The 21334-nt window shown below is 47.9% G+C and carries 26 protein-coding genes; 5 read left to right on the top strand and 21 right to left on the bottom strand.

The features are described from left to right. The first annotated feature begins 10 nt into the window (after nt 1–10). On the top strand, nt 11–901 hold the full coding sequence (locus KJA68_RS08460; RefSeq protein WP_246487123.1) for a hypothetical protein: 891 nt from the start codon (nt 11–13) through the stop codon (nt 899–901). Between the two features lie 261 nt (nt 902–1162). Here KJA68_RS08460 and ccmE read toward each other — a convergent pair whose 3' ends face one another. The 14 genes from ccmE to KJA68_RS08390 form a co-directional block, all read right to left on the bottom strand. Then, complete coding sequence (ccmE, locus tag KJA68_RS08455) at nt 1163–1639, bottom strand: cytochrome c maturation protein CcmE (protein WP_213036500.1); 477 nt, start codon at nt 1637–1639, stop codon at nt 1163–1165. A gap of 123 nt (nt 1640–1762) precedes the next feature. Then, nucleotides 1763–1927: a heme exporter protein CcmD gene (gene ccmD, locus KJA68_RS08450; RefSeq protein WP_213036499.1), complete on the bottom strand. Its 165-nt coding sequence runs from the start codon at nt 1925–1927 to the stop codon at nt 1763–1765. Next, nucleotides 1924–2661 carry a heme ABC transporter permease CcmC gene (ccmC, locus tag KJA68_RS08445; protein WP_213036498.1) on the bottom strand — a complete coding sequence of 246 codons (738 nt, stop codon included), beginning with the start codon at nt 2659–2661 and terminating at the stop codon, nt 1924–1926. Before ccmC ends, ccmD begins: the two co-directional genes overlap by 4 nt. Nucleotides 2662–2692: 31 nt before the next feature. Beyond that, the gene (ccmB, locus tag KJA68_RS08440) at nt 2693–3376 is read right to left on the bottom strand and encodes a heme exporter protein CcmB (protein WP_213036497.1); all 684 of its coding nucleotides are present in this window, start codon (nt 3374–3376) and stop codon (nt 2693–2695) included. After that, complete coding sequence (ccmA, locus tag KJA68_RS08435; RefSeq protein ID WP_213036496.1) at nt 3373–3987, bottom strand: cytochrome c biogenesis heme-transporting ATPase CcmA; 615 nt, start codon at nt 3985–3987, stop codon at nt 3373–3375. Before ccmA ends, ccmB begins: the two co-directional genes overlap by 4 nt. A 167-nt stretch (nt 3988–4154) precedes the next feature. Next, on the bottom strand, nt 4155–5141 hold the full coding sequence (mltG, locus tag KJA68_RS08430) for an endolytic transglycosylase MltG (protein WP_213036495.1): 987 nt from the start codon (nt 5139–5141) through the stop codon (nt 4155–4157). Further along, nucleotides 5128–5961 carry an aminodeoxychorismate lyase gene (pabC, locus tag KJA68_RS08425; protein ID WP_281412156.1) on the bottom strand — a complete coding sequence of 278 codons (834 nt, stop codon included), beginning with the start codon at nt 5959–5961 and terminating at the stop codon, nt 5128–5130. Before pabC ends, mltG begins: the two co-directional genes overlap by 14 nt. A 5-nt stretch (nt 5962–5966) precedes the next feature. Continuing rightward, nucleotides 5967–7205 (bottom strand): beta-ketoacyl-ACP synthase II, encoded by a 1239-nt coding sequence (gene fabF, locus KJA68_RS08420; protein ID WP_213036493.1) that lies wholly within the window; start codon nt 7203–7205, stop codon nt 5967–5969. 43 nt (nt 7206–7248) lie between these two features. Further along, on the bottom strand, nt 7249–7485 hold the full coding sequence (gene acpP, locus KJA68_RS08415; RefSeq protein ID WP_213036492.1) for an acyl carrier protein: 237 nt from the start codon (nt 7483–7485) through the stop codon (nt 7249–7251). A 205-nt stretch (nt 7486–7690) separates the two neighbouring features. After that, nucleotides 7691–8452, bottom strand: a complete 762-nt coding sequence (pssA, locus tag KJA68_RS08410) for a CDP-diacylglycerol--serine O-phosphatidyltransferase (protein WP_213036491.1) — start codon at nt 8450–8452, stop codon at nt 7691–7693. Nucleotides 8453–8477: 25 nt separating this feature from the next. Continuing rightward, nucleotides 8478–9128, bottom strand: coding sequence for a phosphatidylserine decarboxylase (locus KJA68_RS08405; RefSeq protein WP_213036490.1), 651 nt, complete (start codon nt 9126–9128; stop codon nt 8478–8480). Between the two features lie 120 nt (nt 9129–9248). Further along, complete coding sequence (ilvC, locus tag KJA68_RS08400) at nt 9249–10265, bottom strand: ketol-acid reductoisomerase (protein ID WP_213036489.1); 1017 nt, start codon at nt 10263–10265, stop codon at nt 9249–9251. Between the two features lie 34 nt (nt 10266–10299). Further along, entirely contained in the window at nt 10300–10791 is a 492-nt protein-coding gene (gene ilvN / locus KJA68_RS08395) for an acetolactate synthase small subunit (RefSeq protein ID WP_213036488.1), read from the bottom strand. Further along, nucleotides 10791–12497 carry an acetolactate synthase 3 catalytic subunit gene (locus tag KJA68_RS08390; RefSeq protein ID WP_213036487.1) on the bottom strand — a complete coding sequence of 569 codons (1707 nt, stop codon included), beginning with the start codon at nt 12495–12497 and terminating at the stop codon, nt 10791–10793. The genes ilvN and KJA68_RS08390 overlap by 1 nt, the downstream gene beginning before the upstream one ends. A 292-nt stretch (nt 12498–12789) precedes the next feature. Between KJA68_RS08390 and KJA68_RS08385 the strand changes: the two genes are divergently transcribed. From KJA68_RS08385 to KJA68_RS08375, 3 genes are read left to right on the top strand one after another with little or no spacing between them, the layout of a single operon-like run. Next, entirely contained in the window at nt 12790–13359 is a 570-nt protein-coding gene (locus KJA68_RS08385; RefSeq protein ID WP_213036593.1) for an RNA polymerase sigma factor, read from the top strand. Next, the gene (locus KJA68_RS08380; protein WP_213036486.1) at nt 13356–13709 is read left to right on the top strand and encodes a DUF3619 family protein; all 354 of its coding nucleotides are present in this window, start codon (nt 13356–13358) and stop codon (nt 13707–13709) included. The genes KJA68_RS08385 and KJA68_RS08380 overlap by 4 nt, the downstream gene beginning before the upstream one ends. Nucleotides 13710–13716: 7 nt before the next feature. Beyond that, nucleotides 13717–14112 (top strand): DUF3106 domain-containing protein, encoded by a 396-nt coding sequence (locus KJA68_RS08375; RefSeq protein ID WP_213036485.1) that lies wholly within the window; start codon nt 13717–13719, stop codon nt 14110–14112. A gap of 603 nt (nt 14113–14715) precedes the next feature. Here KJA68_RS08375 and alr read toward each other — a convergent pair. After that, nucleotides 14716–15780 (bottom strand): alanine racemase, encoded by a 1065-nt coding sequence (gene alr, locus KJA68_RS08370; RefSeq protein WP_213036484.1) that lies wholly within the window; start codon nt 15778–15780, stop codon nt 14716–14718. Between the two features lie 97 nt (nt 15781–15877). Between alr and lplT the strand changes: the two genes are divergently transcribed. After that, nucleotides 15878–17116 (top strand): lysophospholipid transporter LplT, encoded by a 1239-nt coding sequence (gene lplT, locus KJA68_RS08365; protein ID WP_213036483.1) that lies wholly within the window; start codon nt 15878–15880, stop codon nt 17114–17116. Between the two features lie 3 nt (nt 17117–17119). Here the strand turns inward: lplT and KJA68_RS08360 are convergent, their stop codons facing one another. The 6 genes from KJA68_RS08360 to KJA68_RS08335 form a co-directional block, all read right to left on the bottom strand. Next, nucleotides 17120–17869: a uracil-DNA glycosylase gene (locus KJA68_RS08360; RefSeq protein ID WP_213036482.1), complete on the bottom strand. Its 750-nt coding sequence runs from the start codon at nt 17867–17869 to the stop codon at nt 17120–17122. Further along, entirely contained in the window at nt 17866–18330 is a 465-nt protein-coding gene (rimI, locus tag KJA68_RS08355) for a ribosomal protein S18-alanine N-acetyltransferase (protein ID WP_213036481.1), read from the bottom strand. The genes KJA68_RS08360 and rimI overlap by 4 nt, the downstream gene beginning before the upstream one ends. Next, entirely contained in the window at nt 18327–18998 is a 672-nt protein-coding gene (gene tsaB, locus KJA68_RS08350) for a tRNA (adenosine(37)-N6)-threonylcarbamoyltransferase complex dimerization subunit type 1 TsaB (RefSeq protein WP_213036592.1), read from the bottom strand. Before tsaB ends, rimI begins: the two co-directional genes overlap by 4 nt. An 83-nt stretch (nt 18999–19081) precedes the next feature. Further along, nucleotides 19082–19552, bottom strand: a complete 471-nt coding sequence (gene ispF / locus KJA68_RS08345; RefSeq protein WP_213036480.1) for a 2-C-methyl-D-erythritol 2,4-cyclodiphosphate synthase — start codon at nt 19550–19552, stop codon at nt 19082–19084. Then, on the bottom strand, nt 19549–20235 hold the full coding sequence (gene ispD, locus KJA68_RS08340; protein ID WP_213036479.1) for a 2-C-methyl-D-erythritol 4-phosphate cytidylyltransferase: 687 nt from the start codon (nt 20233–20235) through the stop codon (nt 19549–19551). The genes ispF and ispD overlap by 4 nt, the downstream gene beginning before the upstream one ends. A gap of 312 nt (nt 20236–20547) precedes the next feature. Then, entirely contained in the window at nt 20548–21003 is a 456-nt protein-coding gene (locus KJA68_RS08335; RefSeq protein ID WP_213036478.1) for a tetratricopeptide repeat protein, read from the bottom strand. Between the last annotated feature and the right edge of the window lie 331 nt (nt 21004–21334).

The following is a 21334-nucleotide window of genomic DNA, read 5'->3' as shown; positions in this document are numbered from 1 at the left end:
TTCCAGGTCGATGGAAATTCGGTTCTGGTGGTCAATCCCGTTAGCAACTTTTATTTGGCTGGCCATTATTCTGGAATTTGGAGGCCTCCTGAACGCTCCCGAGATCAACATCCCCACTTCGCTAACAATTAATGCGCAGCTTGTAGAATTACCTGCACCTGCACCTGCACCTGCACCTGCACCTGCACCTGCACCTGCACCTGCACCTGCACCAAAAATCATACGGGATACTTCTGTCAACTCGGAAAAAAAACCGCCAGTTCAACCCGTTTTACAACAGGAATTCAAGCCTGTTACTCCACCCCCGTCTTCAGAAGCAGCAGCTCCAGTACATCCGTTAACTGAAAAAATTACACCGAAAGTTGAAACCCCATTAATTCAACCTCCTGCTGCACACCAGGCACCTCCTTCTCCCGATTTGACAAGCTACATTAACATGCATAGAGCACGCAAGATGGCCGTCGAAAACGTTGATGATCATAATCAACCATCAGCAATGCTCGAGCACCGCCCGATTACTGCCGATGAAAAGAGAATGGACAACATAAGGAAAAACTTGCAGCAACAGGGAACCAGCGGAATTTTTCAAATTATCAGCATTGGGATTCGGACAGCCCGATTTTCATTTCGGGGATGGACTACGGATTATACGAATTCTCGGCGCGAAATAATTGAAGTCGATGCCGGGGTAAACGGAGATATTGAGCACGCAATTATTCGTAGAATGATTGAACTAATCCGCACACATTACAAGGAAAATTTTAACTGGGAATCCCAGCGCCTTAATCGCGTTGTCGTTCTATCCGCCCGCATGGAAGACAATGACGGGCTTGAAGATTTTCTGATGCGTGAATTTTTTGGACCGAGCATTGCGTCCCAGAGGGAGATTCCGAGGCATTAAAACATCGGCCATGCATTTTGCGACACAATTGATCGAATATTGCATTACCGTATAAAAACTCTAAAACAGTCGAAAAAATTTCTGTAACAATAAACCCTGTTTATTTACAAGGGCAGGCCTCAACCGAAACTCGACGGCACTCAGAATGCACGATTTTACTGCTCCAGGAATGACATCAACCTGGACAATCTGCATACAATGCCACAAGCGCCACCGTTAGTCAGGTATGCTGATTAGTCCGCTTAATGCTTTTTGAATATGCTATTTTGTACTACTTTCATTAACAGATGATGCTGCATTTACGGTGGATTGTCCTTTCGCTGCCTGTTTCATAGCATATTCTGCTTCCGGGGCAACATAATTTTCGTCATGCTTAGCCAGCACCTCATCTGCGTGGAACACATTCCCAGTCTCAATCTTACCGTGCACCACTACACCTTTTCCTTCTTTGAACAAATCAGGTAAAAATCCTTTATACACAACCGGCATACTTTTGGCTGTATCTGTAACATTGAAATGCACCGTCAATCCGTCGCTCTGACGCTTGACACTCCCAACTTCTACCAATCCGCCCATGCGAAAACTGCGCCCCTGCGGGGCTTCTTGGTTAAACACCTGGGTCGGAGTGAAATACAGGCTGATATTGCTTTTTAACGCATACAGCACCAACCCTACTGCAATACCTAAAGCTGCAAGTGCAACAAGAATATATACAATTTTTTTCTGGCGAACTTTCATGTAGCGCTCTCTCGGAATCTTTAACTTTTACAAGTGGAATGCGTATCGGACTAACAGGGATTCAATCAAATGAACCGAAATAATTAAACAGAAAAAACCAATCGGTAGCTTGTTTCTGAATAGTCAGTCGCCACCCTCATCACGCATCAGGAGAATTTGTTGCAAGATACGAGCCCGTCTGTGACGCACCATCACAATTTCAATAAGAAATACTAACAGCACCATCCCGTACGAGCCCCAAACATACCAGGCATAGCCATTCATGGCAAAAAACTCAGCCCAGCTCACCGCTTCACCTCTATCAGTTCAGCCACCCATTGAGTCTTGGACTCCCGCTCCAAAATAATGCTTCGCACACGTATCAAAGTCATGGCAATGGCATATAACCATACTGCCAGCAACATCGCCAACAGGCCCTGTTGCATCACCTCGTGCATGCTGGTACCAGTGAATTTGATAGTCGCTCCCTGATGTAGTGTGTTCCACCATTGCACTGAAAAATAGATAATCGGAACATTTACCGATCCAATTATTGCAAGCAAAGCGCTGGCACGATCAGCACGGCGCGGATCCTCAATGGAGGCATGTAGCGCGATAAATCCGATATACAAAAATAACAAGATAAGCTCGGAAGTCAGCCGGGCATCCCATACCCACCATGAACCCCACATCGGCTTGCCCCACAATGCGCCTGTCCACAAGGAAAGAAAGGCCAACAACGCACCTGTGGGTGCCAGCGCAGAAGCCATCATGGAAGACAGGCGCGTATTAAAAATCAATCCCAGCGCTGCATATCCCGCCATGACCAGATAGATAAACATGGACAGAATGGAAGCGGGAACATGGATGAACATGATGCGATAGGCCTCTCCTTGCTGGACATCTGTCGGCGCCACAAAAAAACCAAGGTACAACCCCGCTACAAAAAAAATGGCAGCAGACCAGCTGAACCATGGCACCATTTTACCTGCCAATCCATAAAAAGTGCTTGGCGCAGAATATTTAAACCAGTTTATAGCCAAGATCTACCCAATTAAAAACACATGGCATGCATCATTCCAACGATATACGCAAGGCATGGGCAGTAATCCATGGCATGAATGCCAAAGCCATTACCAGTATCGCGCCTAGCAATGCCAAATTGGAACCTGCATTGATTCCACTTACCACCGACTCCACCGCCCCCGCACCAAAAATCAGAACCGGGATACATAAGGGTAAAACAAGCAGGGACACCAGAGCCCCTCCCCCGCGCAACCCCAATGTCAGCGCCGCGCCTGCTGCCCCAATAACGCTGAGTATCGGGGTACCCAACAATAAAGTAATCATCAGCACCCACAATGCCTGTGCAGACATATCAAACTGCATACCCAGTACTGGAGCAATGATTACCAGCGGAAAACCGGATACCATCCAGTGAGCCAGAATTTTTGAAAGCACCACTATCGCCAGAGACTGCGGCGCCAACATCATCTGTTCCAGCGTACCATCCAGATAATCTGCCGAGAACATACGCCCTAGCGAAAGCATGGAAGCCAGCAAGGCAGATACCCAGACCAAACCGGGAGCCATCTTGCGCAACATCTCCATTTCAGGGCCAACCCCTAGAGGGAACAGGCTGACCACCATTACGAAAAAAATCAATGTGGTCAACACATCGGCTCTGCGACGCATAGCCAGCACCAGATCTCTCCGAACCACCAGACTGATTAAACCAAGCAGCGACAACTGATTCATGACAGTGCAAGCCGCTGCGTTTCAACCCCCGCTACTTCCAGCGGCTGATGGGTAGTGTAAATCACCATACCTTTATTCGCCAAATGCTCGCCAATCAATTCCTGCATCAACCCAACAGCGCTCACATCCAAAGCTGTGAGTGGTTCATCCAATATCCACAGAGAAACATTGATGAGCAGCAACCGCGCCAGGGCTACACGCCTGCATTGCCCCTGTGAAAGCACCCTGACCGGTAACATTTCCCGGCCGCGCAACCCCATGCGGCGCAACGCCGCAATGATCTGCTTGTCATCCAGCTTGCAGCCTGCCAAACCTGCGCTGATCCGCAAATTCTCCACGGCATTCAATTCGTCCTTAATAGCATTAGAATGGCCAAGATAAATCATCTCGGCATAAAATTTTTCGTCCAGTTCATGGATATCCTGTCCACGCCACTTGATTTCTCCCATGGCGGGGATAACCAAACCACATAAAGTACGTAGCAGACTGGTCTTACCACTTCCGTTTGCACCCTGAACCTGCAATAGCTGACCTGCCGAAATGGAAAAATTCAGATCTGAAAATAGCAGATGGTCTCCACGATTACAAGCAAGATTGCTAATTTCCAGCATTACGTAACCAGTTTTCGTCAACTATGAATAACGGAGGATTGTATACGATTGCACGATTGCGTGCTGATCAAAAAAGTGTTCTGGCTGCCAACGGCGTTGGCTGAAGCGTACCATGTACATCAAACTCACTCAAAGCGTTTGACGTGAAATGACTCTGGTCGCATAACCTATTTTTGATAACGATTTACTGCATTGATATGCTCATTCAGGGTATTGGAAAATTGTGAACTCCCGTCTCCACGTGCAACAAAATACAAGGCCTCAGTCGAGGTCGGATGCAGGACAGCCTGAATTGAAGACAGTCCCGGCAGTGAAATCGGCGTTGGGGGCAAACCCGTGCGAGTGTAAGTGTTATAGGGAGTATCAGTATTTAAATCACGTTTGCGTAAGTTGCCGTCAAAATCCTGTCCCAGCCCATAAATTACGCTTGGATCGGTTTGCAGCAACATTCCCTTACGCAACCGGTTAACAAACACGGCAGCTATCATGCCTCTCTCGCTTGCTTTCCCGGTTTCCTTCTCGACGATTGAAGCCAGTATCAAAGCCTCATCCACGGATCCCAAAGGCAGTTCTGGCATACGCTCCTTCCAGCTTTCCTGCAAATGTTTATGCATAGTCTGATAGGCACGCCTCAGCAAAGCAAGATCGCTGGAGCCCTTTGCGAAATAATAGGTATCGGGGAAAAACTGGCCTTCAGCAAATGTTGCTGTTGCCCCAATCCGACGCAAAATCTCTACTTCGGATAGATTGGCACTATCATGCCGAATTGCCGGATTGGAATCCAGTGCCTTGCGGAACTGCGCAAATGTCCAGCCTTCTATTATCCTGAATTCACTCTGAGTGGCCTGCCCTTTCGTTACGATTGATAACAGATCGAACATCGTAACAGCATTTTCCAGCTGATAGTTACCTGCTTTGATTTGTGCAGATTTTCCTAAAAATCGAGCCAGCCAAATAAACCCCCATTCATTAGGCAAAACTCCAGCTTGGTGCATCTGATGCGCTACCGATCTCAAACCGCTGCCATGTTCAAGTGAGAATTCAAGAGGCAGCGATATAAAGGTTAGTGGGCGAAAAACATAATAACCGATGCCGCCAGCCAGTACGGCAACAAAAAATACCAGAAAAAGCAGAAAACGCTTAATCTTGCGCATGATTTACCCAACCCTGCACTTGCATGGATATCGGGTGATCATTCCAGCGCCTGCCAGACAATTCATGCACTGGCCACAATCCAAATACACTATTCACCAGGAATATTTCGTCTGCTGCCAGCAATTCTGCAAGATCCAATTGCCTGACCCGACAAGAAACATTATATGTGTCTGCCCACTCCATCACCCGTTCACGCTGGATACCGGCTACACCACAGTTACACAGAGCGGGGGTAACCAATTCTCCATCCCTTACCATGAACAGATTGCTGCGCAGACCTTCAATCACATTGCCATAAACATCCAGCAGCACACCTTCTGCAATATCAGGATCATCGCATTCCGCCGCGGCCAGGACATTTTCAAGACGATTTAAATGCTTAATACCCGCAAGATACGGTTGATGGGATAAGCGCAAATTACATATCCTAGCCTTGATACCTTGGGAAGCATATCTGCCAGGATAGGAAAATAACGGAACCATTTTGAGAATGCGGGTCGGTGACAGATTTTGAACCGGTCTATAGCCATGTGCCGTTTGTTGACCACGTGTGATTATTATTTTGGCAATCCCATTGGGCCCTCTTTTTGTCAGTGTCAGAAGCTCTTCATATAGCAGTTTCTGTTCCGGGCATTGAATATGCAACTTAGAGCAATCCTGCTGCAACTTGCGGTAATGGCGATCCCAATGTTGAAGACAGCCATCCTGCAATCGTAATGTTCGAAAGACGCCATCTCCATATAACAGACCCCGATCCTGTACGCTTACTTGGTCACTTGACACACCGTTGATCAGAGTATGGCTGCTTAAGGCATGCAAGCGATTTAAACCCTGTGAAACACTAGGGTAGCATTGGTTCCACCAAATCCGAACGAGTTGGACATGGCGACATCAATCGTCATGTTGCGCGCGATATTAGGCACATAATCCATATCACAGACCCCATCCTGTTCAAAAATATTAATTGTTGGAGGTGCAATCTGATGATAAATGCTCAGTGCGGAAAAAATGGCCTCCACACCTCCTGCTGCCCCAAGCAAATGTCCGGTCATGGACTTCGTGGAACTGACTTTTACCTTCTTTGCGTGGTCGCCAAAACAGCGCTTCATTGCCATAGTCTCAGCCACATCTCCGAGTGTGGTAGAAGTCCCATGGGCATTGATATAATCCACCTGATCCTTGTTAAGGCCGGCATTATGCAAGGCATTATTCATGGAACGCGCGGCCCCCTCGCCATCCTCCCGCGGGGCAGTCATATGATAGGCATCGGCGCTCATGCCATAACCAACCAGTTCGGCATAAATTCTGGCGCCTCGTGCTTTTGCATGCTCATACTCTTCCAGCACCAGAATTCCAGCCCCCTCCCCCAGTACGAAGCCATCTCGTTCCCGGTCCCACGGTCGACTCGCGGTAACCGGATCATCATTACGGGTAGAAAGTGCACGAGCAGATGCAAATCCACCCAAGGCAAGGGGACAAATGCATGCCTCCGAACCGCCTGAAATCATCATATCGGCATCCCCATATTCAATCAGCCTGGCAGAATCCCCTATGCAATGAGTCGCCGTTGAACAAGCCGTTACCATTGACAAATTAGGTCCTTTGAAACCATACATGATAGAAAGATTGCCAGAAATCATATTAATAATTGTCCCTGGAACAAAAAAAGGGGAAATTTTGCGTGCCCCTCCAGCCAGATAATCATTATGCGTATCTTCAATCATCGGTAACCCACCAATACCAGAACCGATATTGACCCCAATACGTTCGGCATTCTGCTCTGTCACCTCAATTCCAGCATCTTTGATTGCATCTATGCTAGCCGCCAGGCCATATTGGATAAAAATATCCATACGTCGCGCTTCCTTGGCAGGCAAATATGCGCTCACATCAAATTTTTTGACTTCACCGGCAATCTTTGAAGCAAACAAACTGGCATCAAAGCGGGTGATGCGCGTAATACCCGACTGCCCCTCGACAATATTCTTCCATGCCTCGGAGATTCCTGAACCAACTGGTGAAATGATCCCCAAGCCAGTGATAACGACTCTGCGCTTAGCCAAACTGTACTCCGCTATTTGAGGGAAAAACGATAATAAAGATGAACTACTCTTGATGACTGTTGACGTAATCTATGGCCTGTTGCACCGTGGTAATTTTTTCTGCGTCTTCATCTGGGATCTCGCACTCGAACTCCTCCTCTAGCGCCATCACCAACTCAACTGTATCCAACGAATCGGCACCCAAATCATTAACAAACGAAGACTCATTCTTTACCTCTACCTCGTTTACCCCGAGTTGTTCAGCAACGATTTTCTTGACGCGTTGTTCGATATTAGACATACAACTCTCCCTACTGTGGTTAAGGTTCAAAAATCTTTGATATTCTACCAAACTTGGTCAAAATTCCCAACCGCCGTATTCCTGCAACAACAGCAAACAATGATTGACCCACCTCAGTCGCAACGAAACACTGACACTTTCTAAATCCCAATTCCGGTAAACTGGAAAGCTACATATTGATGCATTCTCTACACAACATTATGGACTAATTAACAGTATCTGGATTATTAGTAGTTTTCTTCCGAAACCCAAGCAGCCACAAGACATAACCGGACAGGGCATAGATTAAAAACAGTAAAAATAATACACCAGGCGGATAGCTTGAAATAAGTATAAAAAACAATGCCACCAAAATAATCACGATAAACGGCACACTCTTGCGCATATTAATATTTTTGAAACTATAGTAACGTAGATTACTTACCATGCTCACACCTGCAAATACAGTAAGGCTAACCGCATACCAGCGGGCATCCTGACCGCTAAAATGATTGTCCAACATCACCCAGACAAACCCTGCGATAACCGCTGCAGCAGCGGGGCTGGGCAACCCCTGAAAAAAACGCTTGTCTACAATCTCAATATTCGCATTGAACCGTGCCAGACGTAGCGCGGTTCCTGCGCAATAAATAAAAGCTGCAAACCAGCCCAGCTTCCCCAAATCTTTAAACGCCCATTCATACATCAACAGGGAAGGGGCAACCCCGAAAGATACCATGTCAGACAGACTGTCATATTCGGCACCAAATTCGCTTTGAGTGCGTGTCAGCCTGGCCACCCTACCGTCCAGACCATCGAGCACCATGGCGATAAATATAGCAACAGCTGCAAACTCGAATTTACTGTTCATTGCCTGCACAATAGCGTAAAAACCCGCAAATAACGCAGCTGTAGTAAGCAAATTTGGTAGCAGATAGATACTGCGCCTGCGTAAATCCATCGGTTTGCGGTCACCCATTTCTGTCATAACTGGATTTTCACCCTGTCTGCCTTCAGGATTTTGCCAGAACGGCCAATATCGTGGCTGTCGCCTGCACTTTATCACCAATGGCAACTTTTACGTCAGCGGTAAGCGGCAAGTATATATCCACGCGGGACCCGAAACGTATAAATCCGTACCTCTGTCCACGCTTCATCACCTCCCCTTCATGCACATAACAAAGGATACGACGGGCAATCAGGCCCGCCACCTGGACACTGGTTATATCTTGTCCGTCCGCTCTTGTAATCCATATTGCATTTCGCTCATTTTCCAGAGATGCCTTGTCCAGATCAGCATTAACAAATTTCCCCTGGAAATACCATATTTTTTTCACCAGGCCATCGACTGGTGCACGATTAGAATGCACATTGAATACATTCATGAACACGCTGATCTTGATGGCATCACGTTGCACATACGGATCCTGGGTACGCCCCACAGCCACAATACGGCCATCTGCAGGAGATAGCACTGCATCGTCATCCTTTGGAATTTCACGCGGCGGATCGCGAAAAAACTGCAACACGAAGAGCGCCAACAGCCAAAAAAATATCGACCACACTCCTCCATCAATATAGGATACAAAACTGGCAACAAGCACGGTCGTGACCACAAATGGCCAACCTTCACGGGCGATAATTGGATGCGGATAATTTGACATCAGGAAGTGGTAAAGCAGGTAAAATTTGCAGGAAAAGCAGTAATCAACAAAAAACGACGGGTCGGGATTGAAAGATGCAGGACAGAACTGCTAGCACTCTCGATCCCGACCCGCCTGTTCTTAGTTTTTACTTTGATCTACCAGTTTATTTTTACTGATCCATGGCATCATCGCACGTAGCTGAGCACCTACGGTTTCAATTGGATGCTTGGCATTCAAACGCCGGCGTGCGGTCATTTCAGGATAATTAATACGCCCCTCCAGGATAAACTGTTTGGCATATGCGCCCGTCTGAATATCTTTCAAACACTTGCGCATGGCAGCCTTCGTATCATCTGTGATAATTTTCGGTCCGGTAACATACTCGCCATATTCAGCATTATTTGAAATGGAATAATTCATATTGGCAATTCCACCTTCGTACATCAGGTCAACGATCAATTTCAATTCATGCAGACATTCGAAATATGCCATTTCAGGCGCATATCCAGACTCAACCAGAGTCTCAAAACCAGCCTTAACCAGTTCCACTGCTCCGCCACACAAAACAGCCTGCTCCCCAAAGAGGTCCGTTTCCGTTTCCTCGCGGAAATCCGTTTCTATTACTCCTCCCTTTGTGCCACCAATGGCTGCGGCATATGACAGTGCCACACTCTTGGCATTGCCCGATTTGTCCTGATATACAGCAATTAAAGAAGGAACACCGCCGCCCTTTAAATACTCGGAACGAACAGTGTGTCCAGGACCTTTGGGCGCAATCATGATGACATCCAGATCTTCACGCGGAACAATCTGGTTATAATGAATATTAAACCCATGAGCAAATGCCAGAGCTGCCCCTACCTTCATGTTTTGCGCAATTTCAGCGTTAAATACTTCCGGCATGGTTTCGTCGGGCAGCAGTATCATGACGACATCGGCACTTTTTACCGCTGTTGCCACTTCCAGAACTTTATGCCCTGCAGCTTCAGCTTTCTTCCACGAAGAACCATTCTTGCGCAGGCCCACAGTTACATTGACACCCGATTCCTTGAGATTCAAAGCATGGGCATGGCCTTGTGAACCATACCCAATAATGGTCACCTCTTTGCCCTTGATTAAAGACATATCTGCATCTTTGTCGTAATAAACTTTCATGTTGGCCTCTTTAAAAAATCATAGTATTTAAGAATTAAAGTTTTAATATACGATCCCCACGCCCGATACCGGATGCACCGGTGCGCACAGTTTCCAAGATCAAACTACGGTCGATGGCCTGCAAGAAACTGTCGAGCTTGTTGCCCGTACCGGTCAATTGAATGGTATAGGTTTTATCCGTCACATCGATAATGCTTCCGCGAAAAATATCCGCCATGCGTTTCATTTCTTCACGAGCCGCTCCAACTGCCCGAACTTTTACCAGCATTAATTCTCGCTCGAGGTGCTCTCCTTCGCTTAAATCCATAACCGCAAATACTTCAATCAGCTTATTAAGCTGCTTGTAAATCTGCTCGATCACTTCATCGGAGCCACTGGTTACGATAGTCATGCGCGACATGGTAGCGTCTTCAGTCGGGGCCACCGTTAATGACTCTATATTATAGCCACGCGCTGAAAACAGTCCGGAAACACGGGATAGTGCACCCGCCTCATTTTCCATCAGGAGAGAAATGATATGCCGCATTACAGATCCTCCGCCAGAATCACCTCAGACAGTCCTTTGCCACCCTGCACCATTGGAAACACGTTTTCTGTCGGATCTGTTATAAAATCCATGAACACCAGTTGTCTTTTAAGCCCAAACGCCTCCTTCAGCGCAGGCTCCACATCCGACGGATGCTCGACACGTATGCCAACATGGCCGTAAGCTTCTGCCAGTTTGATAAAATCAGGCAGTGCATCCATATAGGATTCAGCGTAGCGATTTCCGTGGAAAAACTGCTGCCACTGACGCACCATTCCCAAATAACGATTGTTGAGCATGATTATTTTAAGTGGCAAATGAAACTGCTTGCACGTGGAAAGTTCCTGAATGCACATTTGAATACTCCCTTCGCCGGTGACACAAGCAACCGCAGCATCCGGATTGGCAAGCTGTACCCCCATTGCTGCCGGCAAACCGAAACCCATGGTACCCAGACCCCCAGAATTGATCCAGCGACGCGGTTTATCAAATTTGTAATACTGGGCAGCCCACATTTGATGCTGGCCCACATCGGAAGTAATGAAGGCATCACCCCGGGTAACTTCATACAGCTTTTCAATGACTGACTGTGGCTTGATGATCTCATTGGATTTTTTATAGAATAAACAATTTTTGCCGCGCCATTCCTGAATCTGGGCCCACCACGGAGCAATCGCCTGTTTATCGAGAATTTCCTTTCTGCTGCGCAATTCGGCCAGCATGCTATCCAACACCTTGGCTACATCGCCAACAATGGGTATATCCACCTTAACACGCTTGGAAATCGAGGAAGGATCGATATCAATATGTATGATCTTTCTTTTTTCCTGGTTGAAATGCTTGACATTTCCAACTACGCGATCGTCAAAACGTGCACCGACAGCCAGTAACACGTCACAATATTGCATCCCCATATTAGCCTCATACGTGCCATGCATGCCGAGCATCCCGACGAATTGACTATCAGTAGCCGGGAATCCCCCCAGACCCATCAGGGTATTGGTACAAGGGAAACCAAGCAAATGCACCAGCTCGGTCAATTGCCTGGATGCGTCTGCCAGAATAACCCCGCCACCGCTATAAATCATTGGTCGCCTGGCTTCAAGCAACAACTGCACCGCACTCTTGATCTGTCCGGCATCATTATGCTGCGGCGGATGATAAGAGCGGATACTCACAGATGAAGGATAGCTGAATCCTGTTTTTTGGTTAGAGATATCTTTGGGAATATCCACCAGCACCGGCCCGGGACGCCCACTTTTGGCCAAATAAAATGCCTTCTTGATTGTGCTGGCGATTTCATTAACATCTTTAACCAGAAAATTATGCTTTACGCAAGGACGGGTTATACCAACGGTATCCACCTCCTGGAAAGCGTCTTCACCAATGGCATACGTGGGTACCTGACCACTTATAATCACCATGGGAATAGAGTCCATATAAGCAGTGGCGATACCGGTTACCGCGTTAGTCACACCAGGTCCAGAAGTGACCAGCGCAACCCCAACTTTATCCGTGGAACGTGCATACCCGTCAGCAGCATGTACTGCTGCTTGCTCATGTCGAACCAGCACATGTTTAACCTGGTCTTGGTTGAACAGCGCATCATATATATGCAAGACTGCACCGCCCGGATACCCGAATACGTACTGGGCGCCCTCTTCCTGCAAACACCTGATAGTTATCTCCGCGCCTGTCAATTCCATGTCAAACTACCTTAGCAAACAATAATTAAATAGCCATGCAAGATAAAGGCTATATGCGTTTTGGTCAACCCCCGCCGGAACTGGATTCGCAATTTTCTCTCGATTGACCCAGAAATTTGTTAGCATTGGACTTCATTAACTGAACAATCGCTCATAATCCTGATCTGATTGCCAAACTGCTTTGGTTATAACCTGGGATAACTTTCCCGTCCTGAATGAGTTTTGGAAAAACATAAGGATCTTCAAAATATGGCAACGGCGCATCGATTGCCCAGCAGGGGAGCATTTAAAACTGGCCAATCACAAAGAACTATCTGATTTTCTCGCCGGGGTAGAACGCCGCGCTTTCAAGCAGGCCTTATTTGCTATGCGCGATGAACAAGTGGCGCTGGACATCACACAGGACTCTATGCTCAAGCTTGCAGAAAAATATGGTTCCAAGCCCGCAAATGAATTGCCCATGCTGTTTCAGCGTATTCTACAGAACACGATTCGCGACCACTGCCGCAGGCAAAAAGTTCGCTCCCGGTGGGTATCTCTACTCTCCTCGCTGGTCCCGCAGCACGAGGAAAACGAATACGAACCACTGGACACCTTGCAGGATGAAAACAACAAAACTCAAGGGTTGGCTCCTGATGCATCTTATGAACAATCACAAGTGATTGCCCTGATAGAAAATGCACTAAGCAACCTCCCGCCACGTCAACGCGAGGCCTTTCTGTTGCGTTACTGGGAAGATATGGATACTGCTCAAACTGCTGCAATCATGGGCTGCACCGAAGGTAGCGTCAAAACCCACTGCTCGCGTGCCGCCCATGCTCTCGCGGAGGTTTTGAGAAAAAAGGGAGTTCATCTGTCATGAACCGGAATAACGAGGAATTGAACCAACAAGATATCAAACGGCTGCTTGACCAATCACTGACTCGAATCGAGCGCCCGACATTAGCACGCCTGCACCACGCACGCGAGCAAGCCTTGGCACGTCACAGCAATCCCTGCACCGACCCGGTCCTGGTCCGGGCAGGACATGCAATTTGGCAAATTTTCGGCACACAATATCCTGTATCGCGCCTGCTGGCTGCAGCCTTGCTGCTTGTAGCTATTTTGTTCAGTATTTCCGCATACTGGAACCAGGATGCAAAACTGGATTCTTCCGATATAGATATCGCCATTCTGACTGATGACATACCGATACACTATTTTGTAGATTGACTATAAAATGAGTTTAAACCGCTTTTACCCACTTCAACTCAGCCTCTGCGTACTGCTGCTCATTCCAGCCATGGCGGTGGCGCAAGCCTGGACCAGCCTAAGCCCGACACAAAAAGAAGCACTGGCACCACTTGCTGCTGAGTGGGATACGCTGCAAGCCGAACAGCGCAGGCGCCTAGTCAATTTAGCCAAACATTACCCCAAGCTTAATGCAGCACATAAACAACGCATGCACCACAGACTGAACGAATGGAGCAAACTAACCCCAAGGCAACGCGAACGCGCACGAGAAAAATTCCAGGCATTCAGCAAAATTCCTTCGGAAACACGTAATCAGGTAAAGGAAATGATTCGTCAGCAGGAAGCCGCGAAAAGCAGGGTGGTTCTAACTGAAGCAGAATGAAAATATTTTTTATCCATCTTTCAGGAAAACATTTTACCAATTAATAAACCCGGTAGTACTACCAAGCTTATTAATTCGCCGATTCAAATATTATGAAGGGCAGCGCCTGAATTGAAGAATACCTGATTGGTTATTTGGAATCCAAGTTGTCTTCTGGATCGGTTGTTCAATCTTTCCATTGCTGCATCCATCTCCTGCTATGAAATCGTAGCAAAGTCCCAGTTTTTGAGGAAGCACTACCGAACCAGTCCATTCGTATTCTCGCTCATCCATAATCCCATCAGCCTCAAACGCCTTTCTGCTCAAGGTGAGAATGGTGTTCTGAGGTTTTCGCCAATTTTGGCAAAAACTCCGAAGGACAGACTTTAACCAGCAATTTTTCGTTGTCCGCCCAGTGCCTTCGGATTTTTATGCAGTTGCTCCACGCAGACCTGAGAAATATCACCGAGCAATTCTGTGCCCAGCCCCAAGTGCTGCCCGAGCTGATGCGCTTTACTACATCTACCTAGAACAGCTACAAACTATGCCCCAGAAAAATTAACAACACTTTGAAATATATAGAGAATTAATACTTGACATCTGGATCGCTTAAGTCAGCCAGACCTAAATAGATAGAATCGGCACACGTTCGTTTAATCCGCACAGCAACTCATAGCTGATTGTACCAGCTGCGTGCGCCACCTGTTCCACCGGAAGCCCCGCTCCCCATAACGTGACCTTGCTGCCCACATCCGCAAAAGGCAAACGGGTCAAATCCACCGTTAGCATGTCCATCGAGATACGCCCGAGAATGCACGTGAGCTGTCCATCCACCAGCACTGGCGTACCCGTCGGAGCGCAGCGCGGATAACCGTCTGCATATCCGCAGGCAACAACCCCTACACGCATAGAATATTTGGCGCAGAATACCCCTCCATATCCAACTGTTTCCCCCGGGCTCAGATCCTGAACCGCAATAATGCGGCTTTGCAGCGTCATGACCGGTTGCAGGCCGATTTGCTGCGCCGTAACTTCTGCGAATGGAGATGCGCCATACAACATGATGCCAGGGCGCACCCAGTCGGCATGCGTCGCCGGATAACGCAACAGAGCGGCAGAGTTGGCCAGAGAGCGCGCCAGGCGATAAGGAGCGGATAGTTCATTAAACAGTTCCAGCTGTGCAGCCACCCCGGTTGACTCATCCGCATGGGAAAAATGTGTCATAAGCGTAATATCGCGCACAGCAAAGTGGTTCTTGAGTTTTTGAAGCGCATCTCGTATATTGCCTGGAGCAAAACCAAGACGATTCATTCCGGTCCCGATCTTGAGCCATATCTCCAGGCTGCGCCGCCTGGGGTAAGCATCAAGCATGTCGATCTGCTGATTGCTGTGTATTACACACGCTAGATCATAGTCAGCCACGACCGAAAGATCCTCTGGAGAAAAATATCCCTCCAGCAGCAGAATCTTCTGGCTGAAACCGGCATCGCGCAGTCTTATGGCATCGCGCAAATCCAGCAGTGCAAAGCCCTCCGCTGCATTCAATGCTTCCGCAGCACGCAATAATCCATGACCATAAGCATTTGCCTTGATTACCGCCATAGTGCGTGCATTGCTTGCACGGCGTGCAACTTTCAGATTCCATTCCAATGCGGAAAGATCAATAAAAGCTTGAATTGGACGGGGCATATCTAAAATATGTCAGGAATAACATAGTGTGTTATTAATAATAGCAGGCATCTTATTTTCGTGATATAAAAGGTGTTCCGTAAAATTGCGCCTCCCGATGAATCGCGGATTTTATATCATACTTGCGGCGCAGTTCTTCTCTGCACTGGCAGATAATGCCCTGCTATTTGCCGCCATTGCTCTACTACATGAAGTGCATGCTCCTGCATGGCACACCCCGATCCTGCAGGCTGCATTTGTATTTTCCTACATTGTGCTAGCACCTTTTGTGGGTGCATTTGCTGATTCACTACCTAAAGGCCGAGTGATGTTCATCAGCAACAGCATCAAGCTGTCAGGCTGCATCGCTATGCTGCTTGGAGTCAATCCACTGCTTGCATATGGCCTAGCTGGACTGGGGGCGGCCGCCTATTCTCCGGCAAAATACGGCATTCTTACAGAATATCTGCCGCCAGGAAAACTAGTGCTCGCCAACAGCTGGATGGAGGGATTGACCGTTGCAGCCATTGTACTTGGCGCAGTCCTGGGAGGCATACTGATCGGGCCGAATTTTTCTGGCCAGTTGCTGAGATGGTGGGACGTACCTTTCATAGATACCGGCATTGACTCCATACCGGAACTGGCTATCTCCATCATCACAATTGTCTATCTCATCGCTGCACTGTTCAATCTCTATATCCCGCGCGTACCAATAGAGCACAAGCCCTTGCACCACAATCCATGGTTCCTGATCAGCGAATTCGCACATTGTTTCAAGTTACTATGGAAAGACCCGCTGGGGCAGGTATCACTCAGCGTCACCACACTATTCTGGGGAGCAGGTGCGACACTACGCCTGATTGTGCTTGCCTGGGCAGCCACTGTTTTGCACTACGATATGGGCGAGGCTGCAAAGCTGACCGCATGGGTTGCCATCGGCATCGCCATCGGCTCCGTGCTTGCTGCCAAATTTGTCAGACTAGAAAACTCGGTCAAAGTGCTGCCAACCGGTATCGCCATGGGACTGATGGTGCTTGCAATGCTGCTAGTTACCAACCCGATTGTTGCGATAGCTCTACTGATCATTATCGGCGCCATGGGTGGCTACCTGCTTGTACCCATGAATGCGCTGCTGCAGCACCGGGGCCACTTGCTCATGGGAGCCGGCAGATCCATTGCCGTGCAGAACTTTAATGAGAATATCAGCATTTTCGCAATGCTCGCACTACTATCCTTGATGCAAAAGATGGAGCTAACCATCCAGACAATAACTCTGATATTCGGCTTGCTACTCTCCAGCATCATGATGATGCTGTACAGAAAACACGGTCATGATCAAGATAAAGGACAGATGTAGCTTTCAGCCTGTAACCAGCCGCTGCATTGTCTCAACTGCCAGACACAAGTCTTCCCACGACTCCGCTTTTTTTAATGGGGTTTGTAGCAGATCGGCTGGGTGGTATGTAGCGACAAGAGGAATATTACCATACCGGCCATCAACAGACTGAATTCGATAATCATGCAACCTGCCGCGCAGAGCAGGCAGATCACTATCCAGGCCTAGCAACAGGGCAGCAGCCTTTCCCAGGGCCATAATCAGCTTGGGCTGAACCAGGTAAATTTCTCGCTCCAGATAGGGGAGGCACTGGACAATCTCACCTGCATCCGGCATGCGATTACCCGGTGGGCAGCACTTAACCATATCCGCGAGATACACATTGTGGGCACGTCGCAACTGAATTGCAGACAGCATATTATCAAGCAGCCTGCCAGATTGACCGCAAAACGGCTTACCCTGTGCATCTTCCTCCAGACCAGGGGATATACCGACAAACATCCAGTCTGCCCGCACATCGCCCGCTCCCAAAACCGTTTGTGAACAACCTGCACGTAACCGACAAGCCGCACAGCTTTTAACCATTGCTCTTAAAACTGACCAATGGCTGCTATCCATATCCTGACTATCCATTTTTTCCAGACCAGATTTAGTCACCCGGTCTGGCAAGGTCGGACCCATTGACACCTGCCCTGTTACTGCCCCGGTTTGAACACGTCGCTGCCAGAGCGGATAGAGCTTCAATTCACGAAGGATCGCTTCTTCCCGATTCACAATGCATATTCCATGACAATTGCATCTTCACAGCCATTGGCGGAACGATAATAGCCACAACGCCGGCCAGCCTCATGAAATCCAAAACCTCTGTATAGTGCCAGCGCTGGCAAGTTGGAAGGACGGACTTCCAATGTCATGCGATGCATGCCACGGCCACGGGCGATCTCCATAGCAGCCTCGAGCAGCCCCCGGCCCAGTCCTAGGCACTGATACTCTACGGCTACACTGATGTTCAGCAATTGGCCTTCATCCACTGCAAGCATAAATATGACATACCCCAACAATTCCCCACCTGCTTCATAAATCTTGCAAACATCATTGCTGTTCAATGAATCCATGAAATTGCCGCAGGACCACGGATAAGCATGCACACGCTGTTCTATACGCACAATAGCCGGCAAATCAGTCCGAGTCATATCGCGCAGAACAGCTTGTTGAATCAACTGAAATGAGTTCATCGCTCGCTGGTTTTCAACGCCACCTTGTCACGCAAATAAACTGGAGTCGCATGGGATGCATCCATACCCTGCCCCGCAGCAAAAAATGGAACGGCCAATTCTGCAATTGCACCGGCCTGTGGTATAGCCTGTGGGTAGCTGGCAATAATTTGCCCTGCATAACGATGTTCCAGAACTTCACCATGCATTGCAAAACCGCTACCTGCACCAAACCAGCCGTTGCCGGAAATACGGGGAGCCTGGTGCGGCATGCACAAGTTCGGTTCACAGACCATTACCCAGACTCCAGACCGTTTTTCATATGCTGCATGGTAAATTTCACCCATGCGGGCATCGAGTGCAGCAATTACTTTATCGAACCCGGCCGCCTGCGCCAATGCCTGCAAGGTGCATACCCCTACTACCGGCAAATTTGCCCCAAGGGCCAACCCCTGGGTTATCCCGCATGCAATGCGCACACCTGTAAAAGATCCCGGCCCCGCTCCATAAGCAATACCATTCAGCTGGACAAGTGTAACGCCCGCCTCTTCCAAAAGATCGCTCATTATTTCCATTATCAGCTCAGAATGACGCTGGCCAACATGCTCACAGCGATCGATAATATCGCCATCCTGCCATAATGCAATGGAACAATACTCCGTTGACGTTTCCAATGACAAAATTCTCATCATTATGAATCGATCATACGATTAATTAATTTATCGGCCATGGATATCCTGCAGACTGAAGCCTTGAAATGAAGCATTCTGATTCAAATTAACAGCAGAACTACGGCCTGGGCAGCTATCCCTTCTCCACGCCCACTAAATCCCAGCCCTTCCGTAGTCGTCGCTTTAATATTTACCGCATTTACCGGTATGCACAAATCCGAAGCAATATTATTCACCATACAAGGAATATGTGGAGCCATTCTGGGCGCCTGTGCAATGATCGTGGCATCAATGTTGCCGATACGATAACCCGCATTGATAACCATGCTCACCACTTCGCGCAACAACAGACGGCTATCGATGTTTTCATATCTTGCATCCGAATCCGAAAAATGGCGCCCAATATCACCGAGTCCAGCTGCACCCAGCAGGGCATCACAAATGGCATGCAATAACACGTCCGCGTCAGAATGGCCGAGCAAACCCTTGTCATAACATAGCTCAACGCCACCAATGATTAGCTTGCGACCCTCAACCAGTTGATGAACGTCAAATCCATGCCCAATCCTCATCTTCGATCTTTCCGGGTTAACAGAAATTCTGCCAGCTCAATGTCCTGCATATAAGTCACCTTTAAATTACCTGGGCTTCCTGGAATAAGCCTGGGATGAAACCCAATCGCCTCAATCGCAGCCGAATCATCGGTAACGCCAGGGTTTTTTTGCAACCCATGCAGCAAAAGACCCGTCCGGAACATCTGCGGCGTCTGGGCTTGCCACAATCCTGCACGATTTTCTGTATATGCAATCCGGCAATCGCCATCTTCTCTTTTCAATGTATCCACTACTGGCAACGCCAGGATCCCGCCAACCTCATCATTGCGCAATGCTTCAATAATATCTGCAAGGTCATGAGGACTTAAACAAGGGCGCGCCGCATCATGTACCAGCAACCAGTCATCCAGCTCCAATTCTGCCGCCAAAACACCATTCAAAACGCTTTCTGCACGAGTTTCACCTCCACAAAATAGCGGCTGCAACTTTTCGCCGAATTCTGACCAGTCATAACGATGCCAATGGACATCGTCCCGGGCAAGCACGACGAATACCGTAAGGATATCCGGATTGGCACACAATATTTTCAGTGCGTAGAAAATCATCGGCCTGCCGGCCAGTGAAAGATACTGCTTTGGCAGCGCACTACCCATGCGTGACCCATAACCAGCAGCAGGAACAAGCGCAAATAAATCTGACATCCGGTTAAATTGATACTTATGGAATTAACGATATATTACTTAAAACGACCTTCACGTTCCTGCATGTAGCATAAAAATTGGCATATATCCATTCCTGATACGACTAATACAAAAACCCTCTCCACCCAAGATGGTCAAAAATATGACCGCAGAATTGATTTGCTTACCAAATTAAATCTGGACCAAAAAAATCAGATATATTGAATGACAAAAATATGCTATCGACAGTCAGCAGCAAGTAGCGCGCAATAAAAACAGAAAACATCAACCAATCGCATTCAATCCTTTTCCGCATCCAATAAAACGACAGAGTTACATCAATTGTTTAGCCCTCATCCATGCGCTTGACCTCCGCATTGCTTCCTCGATCTGACCTTCTGTCATGTGTTCCTCTACTACACTTAAAAGATCCCTGCCTTCTTCATCTACAGCAAGTTCTGCGCCCTCTTCATCGACAGCACGACCGGCAATAAGCAGCCATTTATAAGCCTCAACCAAGTCCTGTTCCACCCCTTGTCCCTGCGAATACATGATCCCCAGATTAATTTGCGAAGGGGCAAATTTTTGTTCAGCAGATTTTCGAAACAGCGCCAGGGCTTTTCTTTCATTCTTGTTGACGCCATACCCGTTGTTATACATATCTCCCAAGCAAAACTGTGCCTCCGGATCTCCCTCATCCGCTGCTTTTCTAAAACATTTTTCTGCGCTGATATAATCCTTATTCGAAAAAAATTTAAGTCCATCTTGAAAGTCCTTGGATTCGCTCATACCGCCCCCTTCAACAAACCTCAATTGTTAACCGGTCCACCCATATACATCAGGACACAGACCTGCGATCTTCTGAATTTCTCGCCTGGCATACCATCTCTATGCAGAAACATATATCAAACCAAATCAGCTTCCTAAAAACTTCCAGCAGGTTTGTATATCTGAAAAACTAATCTAATCCTGCCTGGACATAACATGATTGATTTTCACAAATACCCTTAGTGTTTCACACAGAAGCGACATCGCTATTGCTGTTCTGGTCTGCCCCGAGGAATTTTGCACATTTTTCGGCGACGGCCATGAATGCCCTGGTAGAGGGGGAATCCGGATG

It is taken from the genome of Candidatus Nitrotoga fabula, assembly GCF_905221025.1.
Lineage (GTDB): Bacteria > Pseudomonadota > Gammaproteobacteria > Burkholderiales > Gallionellaceae > Nitrotoga > Nitrotoga fabula.
The sequence above is the reverse complement of the archived record's forward strand: the minus strand, read 5'-3'. Positions and strand labels throughout refer to the sequence as shown.